This window comes from Clostridium sp. NSJ-49 (genome assembly GCF_014287725.1).
GTDB lineage: Bacteria > Bacillota > Clostridia > Clostridiales > Clostridiaceae > Clostridium > Clostridium disporicum_B.
Window position 1 is genome coordinate 75,508 of record NZ_JACOOP010000005.1, and the last position, 16,697, is coordinate 92,204.

20 protein-coding genes are annotated in these 16,697 nt (G+C 27.3%); 16 read left to right on the forward strand and 4 right to left on the reverse strand.

The genetic code is table 11. The features are described from left to right. Positions 1–119: 119 nt before the first annotated feature. Positions 120–770, forward strand: coding sequence for a DUF305 domain-containing protein (locus tag H8S10_RS02830; protein WP_186837882.1), 651 nt, complete (start codon positions 120–122; stop codon positions 768–770). A 214-nt stretch (positions 771–984) separates the two neighbouring features. On the opposite strand, the gene H8S10_RS02835 is transcribed toward H8S10_RS02830, so the two are convergent. Then, complete coding sequence (locus H8S10_RS02835; RefSeq protein ID WP_186837883.1) at positions 985–1,806, reverse strand: nitroreductase family protein; 822 nt, start codon at positions 1,804–1,806, stop codon at positions 985–987. A gap of 536 nt (positions 1,807–2,342) precedes the next feature. Here H8S10_RS02835 and H8S10_RS02840 point away from each other — a divergent pair. Then, complete coding sequence (locus H8S10_RS02840; protein WP_186837906.1) at positions 2,343–3,203, forward strand: Cof-type HAD-IIB family hydrolase; 861 nt, start codon at positions 2,343–2,345, stop codon at positions 3,201–3,203. 306 nt (positions 3,204–3,509) lie between these two features. Here the strand turns inward: H8S10_RS02840 and H8S10_RS02845 are convergent, their stop codons facing one another. Both H8S10_RS02845 and H8S10_RS02850 read right to left on the reverse strand, forming a co-directional pair. Continuing rightward, on the reverse strand, positions 3,510–4,328 hold the full coding sequence (locus tag H8S10_RS02845; protein WP_243175821.1) for a MurR/RpiR family transcriptional regulator: 819 nt from the start codon (positions 4,326–4,328) through the stop codon (positions 3,510–3,512). A gap of 10 nt (positions 4,329–4,338) precedes the next feature. Further along, positions 4,339–5,232, reverse strand: coding sequence for an AraC family transcriptional regulator (locus H8S10_RS02850; protein WP_186837884.1), 894 nt, complete (start codon positions 5,230–5,232; stop codon positions 4,339–4,341). Positions 5,233–5,370: 138 nt separating this feature from the next. On the opposite strand from H8S10_RS02850, the gene H8S10_RS02855 reads away from it, so the two are divergent. The 12 genes from H8S10_RS02855 to H8S10_RS02910 all read left to right on the forward strand — a co-directional run bounded on the left by H8S10_RS02855 (position 5,371) and on the right by H8S10_RS02910 (position 14,480). Next, complete coding sequence (locus tag H8S10_RS02855; RefSeq protein WP_186837885.1) at positions 5,371–6,552, forward strand: MFS transporter; 1,182 nt, start codon at positions 5,371–5,373, stop codon at positions 6,550–6,552. Between the two features lie 11 nt (positions 6,553–6,563). Next, entirely contained in the window at positions 6,564–7,451 is an 888-nt protein-coding gene (locus H8S10_RS02860; RefSeq protein ID WP_186837886.1) for a PHP domain-containing protein, read from the forward strand. Positions 7,452–7,690: 239 nt separating this feature from the next. Beyond that, positions 7,691–8,389, forward strand: coding sequence for a hypothetical protein (locus H8S10_RS02865; protein WP_186837887.1), 699 nt, complete (start codon positions 7,691–7,693; stop codon positions 8,387–8,389). Positions 8,390–8,579: 190 nt separating this feature from the next. Continuing rightward, positions 8,580–8,831, forward strand: coding sequence for a kinase to dihydroxyacetone kinase (locus H8S10_RS02870; RefSeq protein WP_055268047.1), 252 nt, complete (start codon positions 8,580–8,582; stop codon positions 8,829–8,831). 224 nt (positions 8,832–9,055) lie between these two features. Further along, positions 9,056–9,592 (forward strand): DUF4342 domain-containing protein, encoded by a 537-nt coding sequence (locus H8S10_RS02875; protein WP_186837888.1) that lies wholly within the window; start codon positions 9,056–9,058, stop codon positions 9,590–9,592. Positions 9,593–9,859: 267 nt separating this feature from the next. Continuing rightward, positions 9,860–10,216: a nucleotidyltransferase domain-containing protein gene (locus tag H8S10_RS02880; protein ID WP_055268051.1), complete on the forward strand. Its 357-nt coding sequence runs from the start codon at positions 9,860–9,862 to the stop codon at positions 10,214–10,216. Between the two features lies 1 nt (position 10,217). Then, the gene (locus H8S10_RS02885) at positions 10,218–10,604 is read left to right on the forward strand and encodes a HEPN domain-containing protein (RefSeq protein WP_055268053.1); all 387 of its coding nucleotides are present in this window, start codon (positions 10,218–10,220) and stop codon (positions 10,602–10,604) included. Positions 10,605–10,641: 37 nt separating this feature from the next. Further along, complete coding sequence (locus tag H8S10_RS02890) at positions 10,642–11,055, forward strand: hypothetical protein (RefSeq protein WP_055268055.1); 414 nt, start codon at positions 10,642–10,644, stop codon at positions 11,053–11,055. Positions 11,056–11,224: 169 nt separating this feature from the next. Further along, a complete protein-coding gene (locus H8S10_RS02895; RefSeq protein ID WP_186837889.1) occupies positions 11,225–11,770 on the forward strand; it encodes a DUF4342 domain-containing protein in 546 nt (181 codons plus the stop codon). Positions 11,771–11,782: 12 nt separating this feature from the next. Further along, complete coding sequence (locus H8S10_RS02900) at positions 11,783–12,460, forward strand: response regulator transcription factor (protein WP_186837890.1); 678 nt, start codon at positions 11,783–11,785, stop codon at positions 12,458–12,460. Further along, the gene (locus H8S10_RS02905) at positions 12,453–13,709 is read left to right on the forward strand and encodes an ATP-binding protein (RefSeq protein ID WP_186837891.1); all 1,257 of its coding nucleotides are present in this window, start codon (positions 12,453–12,455) and stop codon (positions 13,707–13,709) included. Before H8S10_RS02900 ends, H8S10_RS02905 begins: the two co-directional genes overlap by 8 nt. 105 nt (positions 13,710–13,814) lie before the next feature. Then, complete coding sequence (locus H8S10_RS02910) at positions 13,815–14,480, forward strand: hypothetical protein (protein ID WP_186837892.1); 666 nt, start codon at positions 13,815–13,817, stop codon at positions 14,478–14,480. Between the two features lie 102 nt (positions 14,481–14,582). On the opposite strand, the gene H8S10_RS02915 is transcribed toward H8S10_RS02910, so the two are convergent. Next, positions 14,583–15,242 (reverse strand): HAD family hydrolase, encoded by a 660-nt coding sequence (locus tag H8S10_RS02915; protein ID WP_055268065.1) that lies wholly within the window; start codon positions 15,240–15,242, stop codon positions 14,583–14,585. A gap of 233 nt (positions 15,243–15,475) precedes the next feature. Here H8S10_RS02915 and H8S10_RS02920 point away from each other — a divergent pair, with 233 nt between their 5' ends. Both H8S10_RS02920 and H8S10_RS02925 read left to right on the forward strand, forming a co-directional pair. Then, a complete protein-coding gene (locus H8S10_RS02920) occupies positions 15,476–15,790 on the forward strand; it encodes a hypothetical protein (RefSeq protein ID WP_055268067.1) in 315 nt (104 codons plus the stop codon). A gap of 355 nt (positions 15,791–16,145) precedes the next feature. Next, complete coding sequence (locus H8S10_RS02925; RefSeq protein ID WP_186837893.1) at positions 16,146–16,691, forward strand: DUF2815 family protein; 546 nt, start codon at positions 16,146–16,148, stop codon at positions 16,689–16,691. The last annotated feature ends 6 nt before the right edge of the window (positions 16,692–16,697 follow it).

Consider the following 16,697-nt stretch of genomic DNA (forward strand, 5'->3'; position numbering starts at 1 on the left):
TGTAATTTTGCTATAACATAATAATTTGATGATTAGCAGGGAAATATATTTAGTGTTTAGTAATATCAGTAGTATTTTTATGAAAAAAAATAAATTGTTATATTATAGGAGGCACTATTATGAAAAAGTATTTATTAGTTCTTTTATTGTTTACTAGTTTTATGGTTAAACCAGTATATGCTTTAGAAAAGACAGAAGTTAACAATGATTATGTTATGGAAGAAAGTAGGTATAGTGAGTTTGATAATGAATCTGAAAGAATAATAAAGAGAATGGAAAAAACTATGCAAGTATTACCTATTACTGAAAACATTGATTATAATTTTATTAATGAGATGATAGCATTACATACTGAAGAAATACAGCTTTCTACTATTATTCAAGGATATACTGATAATCCTGAAGTACTTGAATATGCAAATGATTTATTATCTGCTGAAAATGGTGAATTAAGAGAAATGAGAATCATAAAAAAAGATTTAGCTAAAGATATGAATAAACCTACTAAAGGAAACGAGGCATACGTTAAAGAGTTCAATAGTTTACTTAAAGGTAGATTTAATAATTTATATGCTTATGAAAGATATGAAGATCCAGCTAAGAATTATTTAAATATAATGAATTTAAATAATGAAGCAGATATAGCGTTAGCAAATACTTACTTAAAATATTCTGATAATGAAGTAGTTAAGAAAGTAGCTGAAAATATTATAAATGTTAAGAAAGAACAAATAAGTAAAGCTAAAGAATTATTAGCAGGAATTAAATAATATTAAAATACCATATATTCATACAATTTAAAATGTACCCTATATAGTTAATCATAATAATTTTATATGGGAATGCAATTAAAAAAAGATAATTTATGTATTGAACATGAATCATCTTCTTTTATTAGGATATTCTTTTTCAATTTTATGATTATAAAGTAAAATAAATAGCAATTATGATAGATAAGTCGGCATATTATGCCGACTTATAGTGCTATATCCAATTAATATTGGCAGTTTTTCTTGGGGCAGTTCTTTGATATTTAACATCAGGGTATCCAATTACTAAACATGAAATTATTAATTTACTATCTTCTATTCCAAGTAAATCTAGTATTTCTTTATTATCTTGAGCAGCAATTTGTAGGAAGCCACTAAAGAAGGTTCCAAGACCTAATGCATCAGTCATAAGTTCCATATTTGAAGATGCTAAACCACCATTTAGTGGATTTGGTGAAGTAACAAATATTGAAAGGGGAGCATTAAAGAATAGTCTATCATTTTTTATTGGGTCCTTCTTGAATTCATTATAACTATATAGCCACATATTAGCATATCTCTTAAGGTGTTCTGTTTCAGGTGTTAAATTTGCTAATATATATTCACCTTTTCTTTTTAAGCTTTCATAAGCTAATTCTTTAAGTTTATTTAGTTTTTCAGTAACTACTATATAAGAAACGTCTTGGCTATTAGTTGCAGTTTGAGTATATCTTCCAGCTTCGATAATTTTCATTATCTTTTCCTTTTCAACTTCTTTATTTTTAAATCTTCTAACGCTTCTTCTGAATTTAATAAAGTTTAAGAGATTATCAGCGTCTACAGAAAAGGTTTCTTTGTCATAAGGTATTACCTCGTTCATGTTATAATCATCTGTTGAAACAGCATCTACGGGACATATTGCTATACAGTGTCCACATTTAATACAACCTTCATTATTAATATCTGCTTTTCCATCTTTTAATGAAATTACACGAGCAGGGCAATCCTTAATACATTGCATACAAGCTATACACTTGTGTCTATCTACTTTAAACATTTGAAAACACTCCTTTGATTTTATTATGTGCCTATTAAATTGATAGTCAGCGAGAAAATATATTTAGTGTGTAGTAATATTAAAAGTATTTTGTGCAAATAATTAAATTATTATGTTAAATTAGGTATGATTATGAAAAAATTCTTATTAGTTATTCTGCTAATAAGAATTTAATTTAATCTATGGTAACTATTAATAAAGTTAATAATATCTCTATTATTTCTTAAGATAATAGTCTTTTCTTTATAATAAATTAAATAGGTTGAAAAAGTTGATATTATGATAAAGATTTTTCAAAAAAGTTATAAATATGTATAGAAAAATGAAAAAATAATTCTTTAGATTCCAAAAATATTTATTTTATTTTTATATTAATTATAATTTCTCTTGTAGAGATAGATAAAGAAAAATTATTTTATTAAAGGTAAAAAGCACATACTAATAAATATTTTGATATAATTCCTCAAAATATTTATATATAAGATAATTTCTTTATCTATCAATTGTAATAATTAGTAATGGAAGGAATGGAGAATATTATGAGTATAAAAGTAATAATAATGGACGTAGATGGAACATTAACTAATAGTAAAAAGGTAATTACAGAAAAAACTAAAGAAACTTTACTTAAAGCACAAGAAGCAGGAGCAAAATTAATACTAGCATCAGGGAGACCTACATCAGGATTAATGGATTTTGCTAAAGAATTAAAAATGGATAAATATAACGGTCTTTTAGTTTCTTTTAATGGAGCAAAGGTGGTAGATTGTGAGACTAATGAAGTTTTATTCAATCAAACTATGACAGTAGAAGAGGGACAAGCTGTTCTTGAGCATATGAAAAATTTTAAAGTTAAGCCTATGATTGATAAAGGCGACTATATGTATGTTAATGATGTTTTTGATAATGAGATAGAGGTTAATGGTAAACCATTTAATATAATTCAATACGAGTCTCGTGGAGGAAAGTTTAAATTATGTGAAAAAGCTGATTTAGCAGCATTTGCTGATTATCCACTAAATAAAATTTTAACTGCAGGAGAGGCAGATTATTTAGCAGAAAATTATAAAGCTATGATGGAGCCTTTTAAGGATAAATTAAGTTGTATGTTTACAGCACCATTCTATTTTGAATTTACTGCTAATGGAATTGATAAAGCTAAAGCTTTAGATACAGTCCTAATTCCAATGGGATATAAAAGAGAAGAAATGATTGCTTTTGGAGATGGGCATAACGATGCATCAATGGTTAAATATGCAGGAATCGGAGTTGCTATGGCAAATGCTGTAGAAGACTTAAAAGCTATAGCAGATGAAATAACTTCATCAAATGAAGAAGATGGAATAGCAGTATCATTACATGAGCATATGCCAGAACTTTGCATGGTTAATAGCTAATACTGTAGAGTTAAGAATAAGATAAGTGCAAATGAAATAAAGTGCGAAGCACTTTGGTGAAAGGTTTGACTTCGTCAAAGGGGAAAAGTCAGCTAAAGCTGAGGAGAAAATATTGCCTATGGCAATAGGGAAAAGATCTCTAATGAGATAAAATGCTTTTCTCTGCTACTTATAGTAGCATTTTCCTCTTAACGTAGTTAACTTTTCCTCGCTACGTAGTAGCCTTTCACTTCGACAGAGTCGGCTTTTCACTAGCGAGTCTTAGCTCGCACTTTATTTAACTTTCTATCAGTTTTTTATAATAATTTAATTTTTTTCTAAGTTTTTATCATAGTCAGTTTTGAAGTAGCACGCAAATAGTATATCTAATATATAAAGCAATGATAATCTAGTTGATAAAGATGATATTTTATTATAATGATTTTCGTTAGAACATAGATATAACTGATAATCGGCATATTCCTTAATTGGGCTATCTTCTGTCGATGATATCAATAATATTGGTGTTTTATTTCCTTTTAGAGTCTTAATAATCTTATTAACTAAAAGACCTCTACCACCAAATGAAATTACTATAGCTAGGTGATTTTCATCACTACATGAAGCGACTAATCTTTGGTTATATTCTTCTTCTGGCACATTTATTGTAATACCTATTTCTTGCATTTGAAATTTAAAGTTTTCAGCAAAAAATATATTACCTGCAGAAGTATAAACATCAATTTGTTTTGCTTTTTTCATGGCATTAACAGAAAGTCTTAATTGTTCTAGATTGAATAGATTAAATGTTGATAATAATGTTTGATCATAATCTTCTCTTATCTTTGTAAGTATTTCATAGTGGCTTTGGTTCTGTTTAACAGGAAAGTCAAAATCAAAATCTTTATTTTCTTTTAGATAGCTATTTATTGAGCCAGACATTTTAACTTTAAGGTCTGATAAACCTGATAGATTAAATTTTTGGCATAGACGATATAAAGTTGTTGTAGAAACAAAGCATTCTTTGCAAATTTGCTCAGAGCTCATATTTAAAAAAGCATTAGGATTATCTAAGATAAAATCAACTATTTGCTTTTCGTTATTAGTTAAGTTTTTTGTGTTTCTTAATTGAGTAAAAATATTCATGAGATACCTCTTAAGCTTTATTAGTATTATTTTTTCTATACTGAGAAGGAGTACATCCTAGGTGTTTATGAAATATCTCAGTAAAGTAACTTGAACTATTAAAACCACATTTAAGTGCTATTTCTGTAATTGTATATGAAGTATTATTAAGTAATTTAATACTTTTATTTATACGATATTCTATAAGATAAGAAATAGGAGATTTATTTAATGTTGATTGAAAAATTTCGCAACAATTGCTACGGCATACATTTCCTGATGATGCAATTTCTTTTAATGTAATTTTATTTTTATAATTTCTCTGAATATATCCAACCATATTATGTAGAGAGTCTAAGTTCTTATCATAATAAGCTTCTTGAGAGCTTTTAGAGTTTTTAACGTTATGATAAAGACAATAGAAGATTGAATATAAATTAGCCATAACTTGCAACTCGAAACCATCTTTTTTATCAGAACAAAATTCATGAATTTTAGTTAGTTTCTCTATAAAATCTTTTTGCCATCCAATAGATGAATCAAATATAAAAAAAGGATGTGAAGTATCAGTGCATATTGGAATTATATATGAGTTTTTTATACTCTCTATATCTGAAAGAATTAATGGGTTGAATATTATACAAATAAAATCACAGTCAGAACCATCACATGAATATCCATAATGCATTTGTGCAGAATTTACAAAGATAGCTTGCCCTTTTTTCAATTCATAGCTTTTTCCGTTAATGGAGTATGACATTTTGCCTTCTAAAATTACTATGAATTCTATATCATCATGCCAATGGTTAGGGGCAGCCATATTAGGATATTCTGAAAGTAGTGATTGTTTTGAAAGGATTGGAAATCCTTCAAAGTTATAAGAGATAACTTCTGAATTATCATTTAATAATTTCATTTCAATCATATAAACCTCCGATAAATAATAAAAAATACGATTGTTATAAAATATTAGTTAATTTTTATATTATATATCTATTATATGGAATATTATTATAATGTAAACAATGTTATAAAAAATAGATGAGAACAAGGGAGATTATATATGTTAACGGTATTATTAGTAATTATTTATATTGCCTTTATTAGTTTAGGCCTACCAGATGCAATATTAGGATCAGCTTGGCCAACATTGCATCAAGATTTAGGAGTACCTATGTCCTATGCTGGAGTAGTTACTATGATAGTTGCTGGAGGAACTATAGTTTCAAGCTTTTTTAGTGGAAAGGTTATTAAAAAGTTTGGAACAGGGAAAGTAACTACATTTAGTGTATTTCTAACAGCAGCAGCTCTTTTAGGAATTTATTTTTCACCTAGTTTTATATGGATATGTATACTTGGAATACCACTAGGATTAGGAGCAGGAGCAGTAGATTCAGCATTAAATAACTTTGTAGCACTACGTTATGAAGCAAAGCATATGAACTGGCTTCATTGTTTCTGGGGAATAGGGGCTACAGCTGGACCATTCATCATGTCATTATATTTGTTAAAAGAAAATGGATGGAGATTAGGGTATCTAACTATAGGAATTATTCAAGCAGTATTAGTTATATGTTTATTTGCATCATTGCCATTATGGAAAAAGTTTGAGGTAAAGGATAATGATGATGAAGATACTCATGTAGAAGTAAAGGTATCTACTTTAATAAAATTACCAGGAGCAAAACCAGCTCTTATATCATTTTTCTGCTATTGTGCAATAGAATTAACAACAGGATTATGGGCGAGTTCATTTCTTGTTGTTAATAATGGATTATCAGCAGAGAAGGCTGCAAAATGGGTATCATTATATTACTTAGGAATTACAGTCGGAAGATTTTTATCAGGTTTTCTTGCTATTAAGCTAAATAATAAGCAAATGATAAGAATTGGACAAGTTATATGTATTATTGGAGCTGTTTTACTTATGATGCCATTTTCTAATAGTCTACAATTATGTGGATTAATATTAATAGGACTTGGATGTGCACCAATATATCCTGCTATGCTCCATGAAACTCCTAATAGATTTGGCAAAGAATTATCTCAAGGAATAATGGGAATTCAAATGGCTACAGCTTATGTAGGAAGTACATTTGTACCGCCGATATTTGGATTTTTATCTGGAGTTTTAGGGTTTAACATTTTACCATATTTCTTAATAATATTGATGATACTTATGTTAGCTACATCAGAAAGAGTTAGTAAAGTATGTAGATGTAGCGAAAATATACAAGAAGTATAAGGGGAGAAATTATGAGTTATATAGACTTACACATGCATTCAAATTATAGTAATGATGGGGAGTTTTCTCCACAAAAAATAGCAGAACTATGCTTAGAAAAGGGAGTAAAGTATTTTGCAATAGCAGACCATAATTCAACAAAAGGTGTAGCTGAAGCTAAAGAATATTGTGATGATAAAGATATTACAATAATTCCTGCAATAGAATTAGATTGTACTATTGATGGAGTGAATCTTCATCTTTTGGGATATAACGTAGATTACAAAAGTGATGATTTTGAAAGAATAGAAGAAAACATAATAGCTCAAGAGCAAGTAGCATCTAAAGAGCGTATGAGATTAGTTAGAGAGCTAGGGATAAATTTTGAAGATTCAGTAATAGATAGCCTGTCCAAAAACGGAGTAGTTAATGGAGAAATGATTGCTGAAGCTGCAATGCTTTTTGATAAAAATAAAGAAAATAAATTACTTAATCCATACTATGAAGGTGGACTGAGAAGTGATAATCCTTATGTTAATTTTTATTGGGATTACTGTTCACAAGGAAAACCTGCATATGCTGAAGTAAAATTTATTTCTCTGAAAGAAGCTATCAAAGTGGTAGAAGATAACGGAGGAATTCCTGTACTTGCTCATCCAGGCAATAATGTAAAAGAAAATAAAGATTTATTAGAAAAAATTATTAAAGCAGGAGTTAAAGGATTAGAGGTTTATAGTAGTTATCATAATGAAAAGCAAACAGCTTTTTATAAAGATTTTGCAATAAATAATAATTTGATTATGACATGTGGAAGTGATTTTCATGGTAAGACAAAACCAAGTATAAGTATTGGTGGAATAAGCTGTGAAGATAATGAAGAAAAAATAATAAATGAATTAAGTAAAAAATTCAAATTATAAAGCATACTAATTATATTTTTTTCATTTTAAAACTGTGTAGTTAATAAAAACTATGCAGTTTTTATTTATTACCAAAATTATGTAGTATAATATAAATAAAGTTGTCATGAGAAGTGATAAAGTGGGTGAATCTTATTTACGGGAAGCTTATGTGGAATTGGAGTAATAGGAGTTCTTGTTAATACATATTTTTTATTAAATAAAGTATATATTAATATGTTTTGATTGGGGGGAATTTTTTGAAAGAATTATCAAGTGGACAAAAAAGAATACTATGTTTTTGTGGTCTAGGAATAATGTTTATTTTAATGGGAAACAGTAATAACTCGCCAGAGGTATTTATTCAAAGAATATTTAAGCCTATTAGTGGAGAGAATTGGGTATTTTATTATTCAGGTTTTATAGTTATTGGAGGAATTTATTATTGTTTATATAAGCTTAATGAAATTAAAGAAAATAGATTAATTAGGACTCCCATTAGAAGATTTATTTCAACTATTGTATTAATGAGTATTTTTCCTACGCTTTGGACAAACTGTACACAAGTTTATAAAGGATTTTATAAAGATTTAAATGCAATATATCTTGATAGAGAAATTAGTTATATGAATTTTAATAAAGGTAATGGAATAATAAGTATAGATGGAAGGTTATACATAAAAAATTGCAACAATGAAACCCAAGAATTTTACATAAAAATTAAGACACCATCATCAATAAAGTCAGATATAAAAGAAGACTATATAACTTTACCTGAAAAATATATAGTACATCCAAAAGAGAATAAAACCATATATGTAAGTCAAGAATTACTAAGAACAGAAGAAAGTAATAATTCTACGTATATGATAAAGGGATTTGAATATATATTATTTAATGATAATGATGAAACTATTTTTGAGGGTTCAGTATCTGACTATAAATATGATGTTAGATAATTATATTATTAAAGTAAGTTTGTATGGAGAAAAATTATGGAGGAAAAATTAAAGTCAGTATGTTGGTTTTTTGCTGGTGTACTGTGCTATTTTATAGTAAGTAAAATAATAGAATTATATTGTATAATTAAATAAAAATAAAATAAAAGGGCATTGTATTGTAGATATGATGATAAAAGGAGTGTAGATTATGATTGAATATAAATTTGATACTCAATTATTAATAGAGGGGAATAACCTTTCAGAAGATGAAATCAACGATTATATTACAGCAAATATTGAAGGAGATTGTTTACTTGCTGTTGGTGATGATGAATTAATTAAGATTCATTTCCATACTAATACACCATGGAAGTTACTTGAATACTGTGCTTCATTAGGTGAAATATTTGATGTTGTTGTTGAAAATATGGAGCGACAAGCAAAAGGACTTAAGGGATAAAATAAATATATTGATTAATAACTAACTAACTGTATAGAAATTTATTCTATGCAGTTTTTATATTTACTATAGATTTATATCAAAATTAATTTTTTAATCTAATTTTAATCTTTCTTATATTTAAGATTAATTTTCCAAAAGTAGTATATAACCATAGTAAGAAACGGAAGCTCATTACTAATATATATTTGTAGGAGCAACTTAATTTTTGGAGGTTATATATTATGGAAAGAAATGAAATGATCGAAGTATTAATGAGAAAAGCTAATGTAAGTAGAGAAGAAGCACAAGAGGTTTTAGAAATATGTAATTGGGACCTTTTAGATGCAATAATTTACCTAGAGAGAAGAGGAAAAGTAGAAAATAATGAAACTACTACAATAATCGAAGTAAAGGAAGAAGAGCAAGAGAAAAAGGAAGATAATAAAAAGTATGAAGAGAAGTTTGGTGGTATTGGTGAAGTTATCGGAAGAATGTTCAAATTCTTAGGTAAGTTTATAAAAAAGGGAAATGAAAATTTCTTTGAAATAAGAAAAGCTAATGAAAAACCAATAAGAATATCATTAACAATATCATTACTTTTATTAATATTCTTATCAGTGCCAACTATAGTATTATTAGTAGTAGGATTATTCTGTGGATATAAGTATTCAATATCAGGTCCAAGCATGAATTATGATGGAGTAAATACTGTTTTTGAAGAAGTATCAAAGTCAGCAGATACTATCAAAAAGGATTTTAAAGAAGGTTATGATAGTTAATATTTAAGAGTAAAAGAGTTGTGTTATACGACTCTTTTTTTATATATGAAATAATAATGTAATAGTAACTTTTGGAGGGATTTTCACGAAAGGAAGTATATCAGTTCATAATTTTTGAAAAGTAATATAAGACCGTGCGCTCAGAAGGTCATAATATAATATATTTTAGCCTTCGTGTTTATAAATAAATATTGCTGGTATATAATAAAAATAAGAAATATATGTAGTAAAGGATAGATTATTTATAAAATATATAGGTAGGAAAATATGAAAATAGATGTGGAATATTGCATTGAGAGTAATTTAAGAAGTGAAATAATTAAAGTTAAAAATGTTTGTATGGAGATATTAAATAACCCAGAAGTATATTTATTTGGTTCAATATCAAAAGGAATGTATAAAAAAAATAGTGATATAGATATACTGATTCTAATATCTGAAAATAAAGATTTAAAAGAATTACGTAATTTAAGACATAGCTTAGAGGATAAAATAGAAGAACTTAAGTTAAATCGTGACGTAGATATAAAATTATATAATAAGGATAGATATATTGAATTAACAAGAGACATAAGTTTTGAACAGGCTATATATAAAGATTTAATTGATATAAGGATGTGGTAATATGGTAAAAAGAGATATGTTTTACTTTGCAGATATTGATGAAAAATTTATAGATTCTACTAAAGATAGTATAGGGCTTGAAGATGGAGTTCTTGTACATTGTCAACAATGTATAGAGAAAAATTTAAAAGCAATAATACAAAAAAAATATGGAATGATTTCAAGAGAACATAACCTAGTAAAATTATTAGAGGTATTATATCTACAAGACTATAGTGAATTAAAAAAGTATAAAAGTTTATGTAGAGATTTAAAGGATTTTTATTTCAGTAGAAGATATGCTTCAGATGATTATGAAGTTTTAACCCATGAAGAATATCTGGAATATATAGATAAGTTTTATGAATTATTAAATGAGATAAAAGTAATTAGACAAGAGTTAGAATAATAAACTAATAGTATTATGGGTAAAAGGGTGTGTAAATTTGAAAAAATACTTAGCTATACTTACGTTAACTATAGTAGTATCTATTATTACAGGTTGTACAAGTAATAATGTAACTAAGGTAACTTACCATGGTGAAAGCCTTAATTGGGAATCAACGATGATTTTTGATGAAGAGGATAAGCAGAGCTTAAATATTAAATATTTAGGTGAAGAGCAATTTCCTATAGATGTTTCTTTTAATGCAGAGTTCTTATCTGGAAATGGTAGTGGTGGTTATATGGAGTATGGAGAGTTAGCAAATGATGTATTTGGAGGATTCACCTTTGAGAATGATTATGATAAAAAGATACATGGTGATGTATCAAAGTATGGAAATAAAGATTCGTTAGAAGTTTTTATTAAGTGGAATGATAAAGAAGAAACTATTGTACTAAATAAGGTAGAAAAGTGATATGTTTTTATGAGGAATAAGTGTAAAGCTTGTTCCTTTATTTTTAGGTAAAATGATATATAGTAGACTTTAACATTATATGGGAAATTTATGGTATATGATATAATTAAGTGAGATTCTTCAAGATACCAAATCAGGGATTTGGACTTTCAGTTATGGAGGAGTGTTTGTGGACAAATTAAAATTAGTAGATAGATTAAGGGAGAAAGCTAATATAAGTTATGAAGAAGCTAAGATAGCTTTAGAAAATAGTAATTGGGATATATTAGAGGCTATGCTTTACTTAGAGAAGCATGGAAAAGTAAACAGTCCTTCTGTTAGTATATTTTATTCAAATGAGTATAGAGAGAGTTATACTGAACATGAGGAAACTCATAATAATGATGATAATATAAATAGTGATAACTCTAAAAGCAAAGATAATTTTGAAGGGATTTTTGAAGCGATATGCAAGGTTATAGACACTGGAAATAATATATTTCTTCAAGTTAAAAAAAGTAATAGAGTATTAGTAAAAATACCACTTACAGTTGTGGTTGTACTTTTATTTTTTGCATTTTGGGTGATAATACCTTTAATTATAGTAGCGTTATTCTTTGATATAGAAATTTCACTTTTTTCAAAAAGATTTGATACTGATAAAATAGATAAGGTTAATGAAGCTTTTAGATATTTATTAAAAGTAGCTCAAGATATAAAAAAGAAGTTTAAATAGAGAGGTTTATATATGGTTAAAATTTTAATTGTTGAAGATGAAGAAAAAATAGCTAGATTTATAGAGCTAGAATTAATGCACGAAGGTTATAAAGTGATAAAAGCAAACAATGGTAGAACGGGGCTTGAAATTGCTGAAAGTGGGGAAGCTGACCTTGTAATATTAGATGTTATGCTTCCAGAGATAAATGGACTTGAAGTATTAAGAAGGCTTAGAAGAGCTTCTGATGTTCCAGTAATAATGTTAACTGCAAGGGATGCTGTTATGGATAAAGTATCAGGACTTGATGCAGGAGCAGATGATTATGTAACAAAGCCTTTTGCAATAGAGGAACTACTTGCAAGAATAAGAACAGCTCTTAAAAAGAGAGTAGTTACTGTTAAAAAAGAAGATATATTAAGGTGTGGATTATTAACTTTAGATAAGATGAGACATAAGGTAACTTATGATAATACAGAGGTTGAATTAACTAATAGAGAATTTACTTTGCTTCAAATATTGATGGAAAATAAAAATATAGTTTTAACTAGAGATGTACTTATAGAAAAAGTATGTGGTTATGATTATGTTGGAGAAACTAATGTGATAGATGTTTATGTAAGATTTTTAAGAACAAAGATTGATGATGCTTTTAAGACTAAAATAATAACTACAGTACGTGGTGTAGGATATGTAATTAAAGATGAATAAAGTTAAGAAAAATAAAAATGTTACATCTATTGCAATAAAACTTAATGCCATATCTGTAAGAGATTTATTTTTGAAGTTTCTTATACTTAATGCATGTTTGATGTTTGTATTAATAGTTCTTTGGTGTATGGATTCTGAAAAGAGCTTTTTTGGAGAGGTAGTACAAAATGCACAAAGACATATTGATTTTTATCCTATAGAAACAGCTACCTACACAGTAATTTGGGACAATGGAAAAACCTTAGTTAAAGATGCCAGTAATTTTTTATATACTGTAAGAAAAATATTTATAGTATTAGTAATAATTCAGGGAATATTTTTAGTAGAAGAAATAATATTTGGTACAGCAAGAGTTAGGAAGAGATTAAAGCCACTTAATGATATAGCAGAAACTGCAAGCAGGCTTAGTAATATGGCTTTTGATGAAGAAAAATTCCACAGTCTTGAGGATGCTATAGCCAATATAAGTCCAGTAACATCAGATGAAAGAATACATATTGGAGATAGTGAGCTTCAAGGGTTAGAAGATGCAATAAATAAATTATTAGATAGAATGAGAGATTCTTATAGGCAACAAGCAAGGTTTGTTTCTGATGCATCTCATGAACTTAGAACTCCTATATCTGTAATTCAAGGCTATGCAAATATGTTAGACCGTTGGGGAAAAAATGATGAAGAAGTATTAGAAGAATCTATTACGGCAATAAAGTCTGAATCAGAAAATATGAAAAATCTAGTTGAGCAGCTATTATTCCTAGCTAGAGGTATTAATGGAAAAACTCAGCTTACAATAACAGAATTCTTACTTAATGATATGATAAGTGAAGTATTTGAAGAATCTAAAATGATAGATGAAAATCATATATATACTTACATTAATTCAGAAAATATAAGTATTAAAGGTGATATAGGATTACTAAAGCAGACAGCAAGAATATTAGTTGAAAATGCAGCTAAATATACAGAGTCTGGTGAAGAGATAATACTTAAAGTAGGAAGAAATCACAAAGGAGAACCTTATTTTTCTGTTCAAGATAATGGAATAGGAATAGATGCAGAGGATGTACCCCATATATTTGAACGTTTCTTTAGAGCTGATACAGCAAGAGTTAGGAAAAATGGAGGTACAGGTCTTGGGTTATCTATAGCAAAATGGATTATTGATAATCATAAGGGATACTTTAGTGTTTTAAGTAGAAAAGAAATAGGAACAAGAGTAACAGTATACTTACCACAAATGTATAGTTAAATTTAGAACTGTATAGAAGTAATTTCTATACAGTTTTGACTTTAAATTAATTTAGAGTAGAATTATATATAGGGATAAAATTAAAATTAAAAGGGGACTTATATTATGAAAAAGATTATTATTTCTTTATTAGTTTCTACAATGTTTTTAACTGCCTGTTCTTTAAAAGATTCTGATGGTAAATCAGGACAAAATAATAAAGCAGATAAAGAAATTACTGAAAATAGTAATGACACTAACGAGGAAAAAGACAGTACACAAAATACAGAAGATAATAAAGATAATAAAGATAATAATACAACTGGGAATTACGATAATGATTCTGATAATAATAGTTCAATTGAGTCTTCAAATAATACTTCTGGAGAAAGTCAATCACCTTCAGATAATAGTATAAATAAAGAGAATATTAGCGAGAAAGTTAAAGATTATATTATTAATGGACAAGGCGATAAGCCAGAGGCTGAAAAATATAAGTGGAGTACAAGATTTTTAAATGAAGTTAATATAGCAGCTTTGTATGATAATTATATAGCATCAGGTGGAAATTCAAGTGATATAGAAGAGTTTGCTAAATATATTACACTAAATGCACCTATATTAAGCAACTGGGAAGAGCTATTTAAAGAAGATTTAAAAGATACCTATGGAGAAGAGGTTGTTAAATTAGAGCATTTAGAAGGAGATTTATATCAAGCTTATGTAAATAAGGATGGTTCAGAAGTTCCATTTGTTGTAGTTTCAGCAAGAACAGGTTATTTCCATGGATAAAGCATATTTATTATAATAAAGAAAGATATCTCATAGATTGTAAAAACATTTATGAGATATCTTTTATTAATATGTATATTATTCAACTATTAAGTAAGATAATTATAAGCTTAGAAGTAATGAGTGAAGCTCTTTAACATCTTTTACAATATAATTTGCACCACTGTTAGATAGTTCATCATATGAGCCATATCCATGTAAAACTCCAATAGATTCAATGTTTAAAGCTTTTGCACCAATAACATCATGCTCTCTATCACCAATCATGATTATTTCTGAAACTTCAGTTATACCTTGTTGCTCTAAGGCATAGCTAATTACATCAGCTTTTTTTGTTCTAGTATTATCAAGATTACTTCCTGCAATAAAATCAAAATATTTTTTAAGATTAAAATGCTCAAGGATTTTTTCAGCAAAAACTGTTGGTTTAGAAGTAGCTATTATTAAAGATTTATTTTTTTCTTTTAACGAGATAAGCATATCTTCAAAGTTTTCATAAACTGTATTTTCATAAAGTCCTTTAGTTGAAAAATACTCTCTGTAGTAAGTGATAGCATTTAATGCATCTTCTTCAGTAAAGTTATAAAAATTCATAAATGAATCCTTTAATGGAGGTCCTATAAATTTGCAAAGTTCATTTAAGTCTTCTACTTCAATATCGAATTTATTTAATGCGTATTGAACTGATTTTGTTATTCCTATCATTGGATCTGTAACAGTTCCATCTAAGTCAAATAAAATATATTTTTTTATGATAATCATCCCCCTAAAAAAATTGATGGTTAATAATTTAGTATAAGTTTACCACAGGTAGATAGAGTTTTTAAGGAGACATTTATTTGCTTTGGTAAAAATTTCTTTATATAAACTTATTTTTATGTATAATTAAATCTGAAGGTATTTTGGGAGATAGTATTATTGAGAATTTATGTACGAAGAAAAAAGTACATGATTAATGAGAATTATAAATATAGGGGAACAGTGGAGGCGATTTTATGATTTGTCCAGAATGCAATTCAAAATTTAAGTTAAGAAATAGAATAAAATCAATGGTAAGAAAATACGGGAAAATAGAGTGTAGCAAATGTAAAAGCATATTTAGGGAAGAAAGAAATTTAGGAACCGTAAACACTTCAATATCTATGGGATTGATAGTGCTTTTATGCAATAGCATAAATTTATTGATAGGTGGATTATTAAAGAATAAATTTGTAGCTATTTCAATAGCTATATTTGCAGCATTAATAGTAGTTCCACCTGTTATGTTTTTAGCACAAAGTTGGACTAACTATAAAAAGATTGAGGAGTAGTACAGGATTTATATAAATGTAAATTTTAAAGTGTTTAATGCAAATGAGTTAATAAGTAAATATATGAAATAAGAGTATGGGTTAAAGGAATTGCTAAATAATTAAATTATTATAGAGGAAAGCACTATCATTTTTATGATATGTGCTTTTTCTTTTTGCTAGAGATTATTATTTTTTAATAAATAAATAGTTAAAATTTATAAGAAAAATATTTTTACAAATAAATTAAAAAAATAATAAAAAATCTGTAAAATAGATAAATTCTATCATATGTAATTAGTGAGGGCATTTTTAAATAGTGAATGCCATTTAAATAAATAGATTTAAATTAATTAATAAAAGGGGAGAGTGTAATATGAAAAATAAAAAATGGGTTAATAAGGTAATAACAGGGGAGGTTAGATTCTCGTATGTAAATATTTTTGAACCTAGGTCTATTAATGGTGAAAATGAGAAGTATAGTTTATCTCTTATAATTCCAAAGTCTGATGAAAAGACAATACTTGAAATTGAAGAAGCTATTTTTGCATCGGAAGAAAATGGAAGAAAAAGGTTTGGACTTATAGAATCTAAAAAGTTAAGAACACCTTTAAGAGATGGTGATGTGGAAAAGCCAGGTAATCCTGTGTATAAAAATAGCTTTTTTATAAATGCAAAAAGCACTATAAAACCACAGATTGTTGATATTAATATAGATGAAATTAAAGATAAAGCTGAAGTCTATAGTGGATGTTATGGAAGAGTTAGTTTATCTTTTTATCCATATCAATTTAATAATAATGCAGGTGTAGCTTGTAGTTTAGGTAATGTCCAAAAGTTATCTGATGGTGAGCGATTAGATTTAAGTACTACTGCAAAAGATGATTTTCAAGCCTATGATGTAGATGGATTTTTTAGTTAGGGGGAA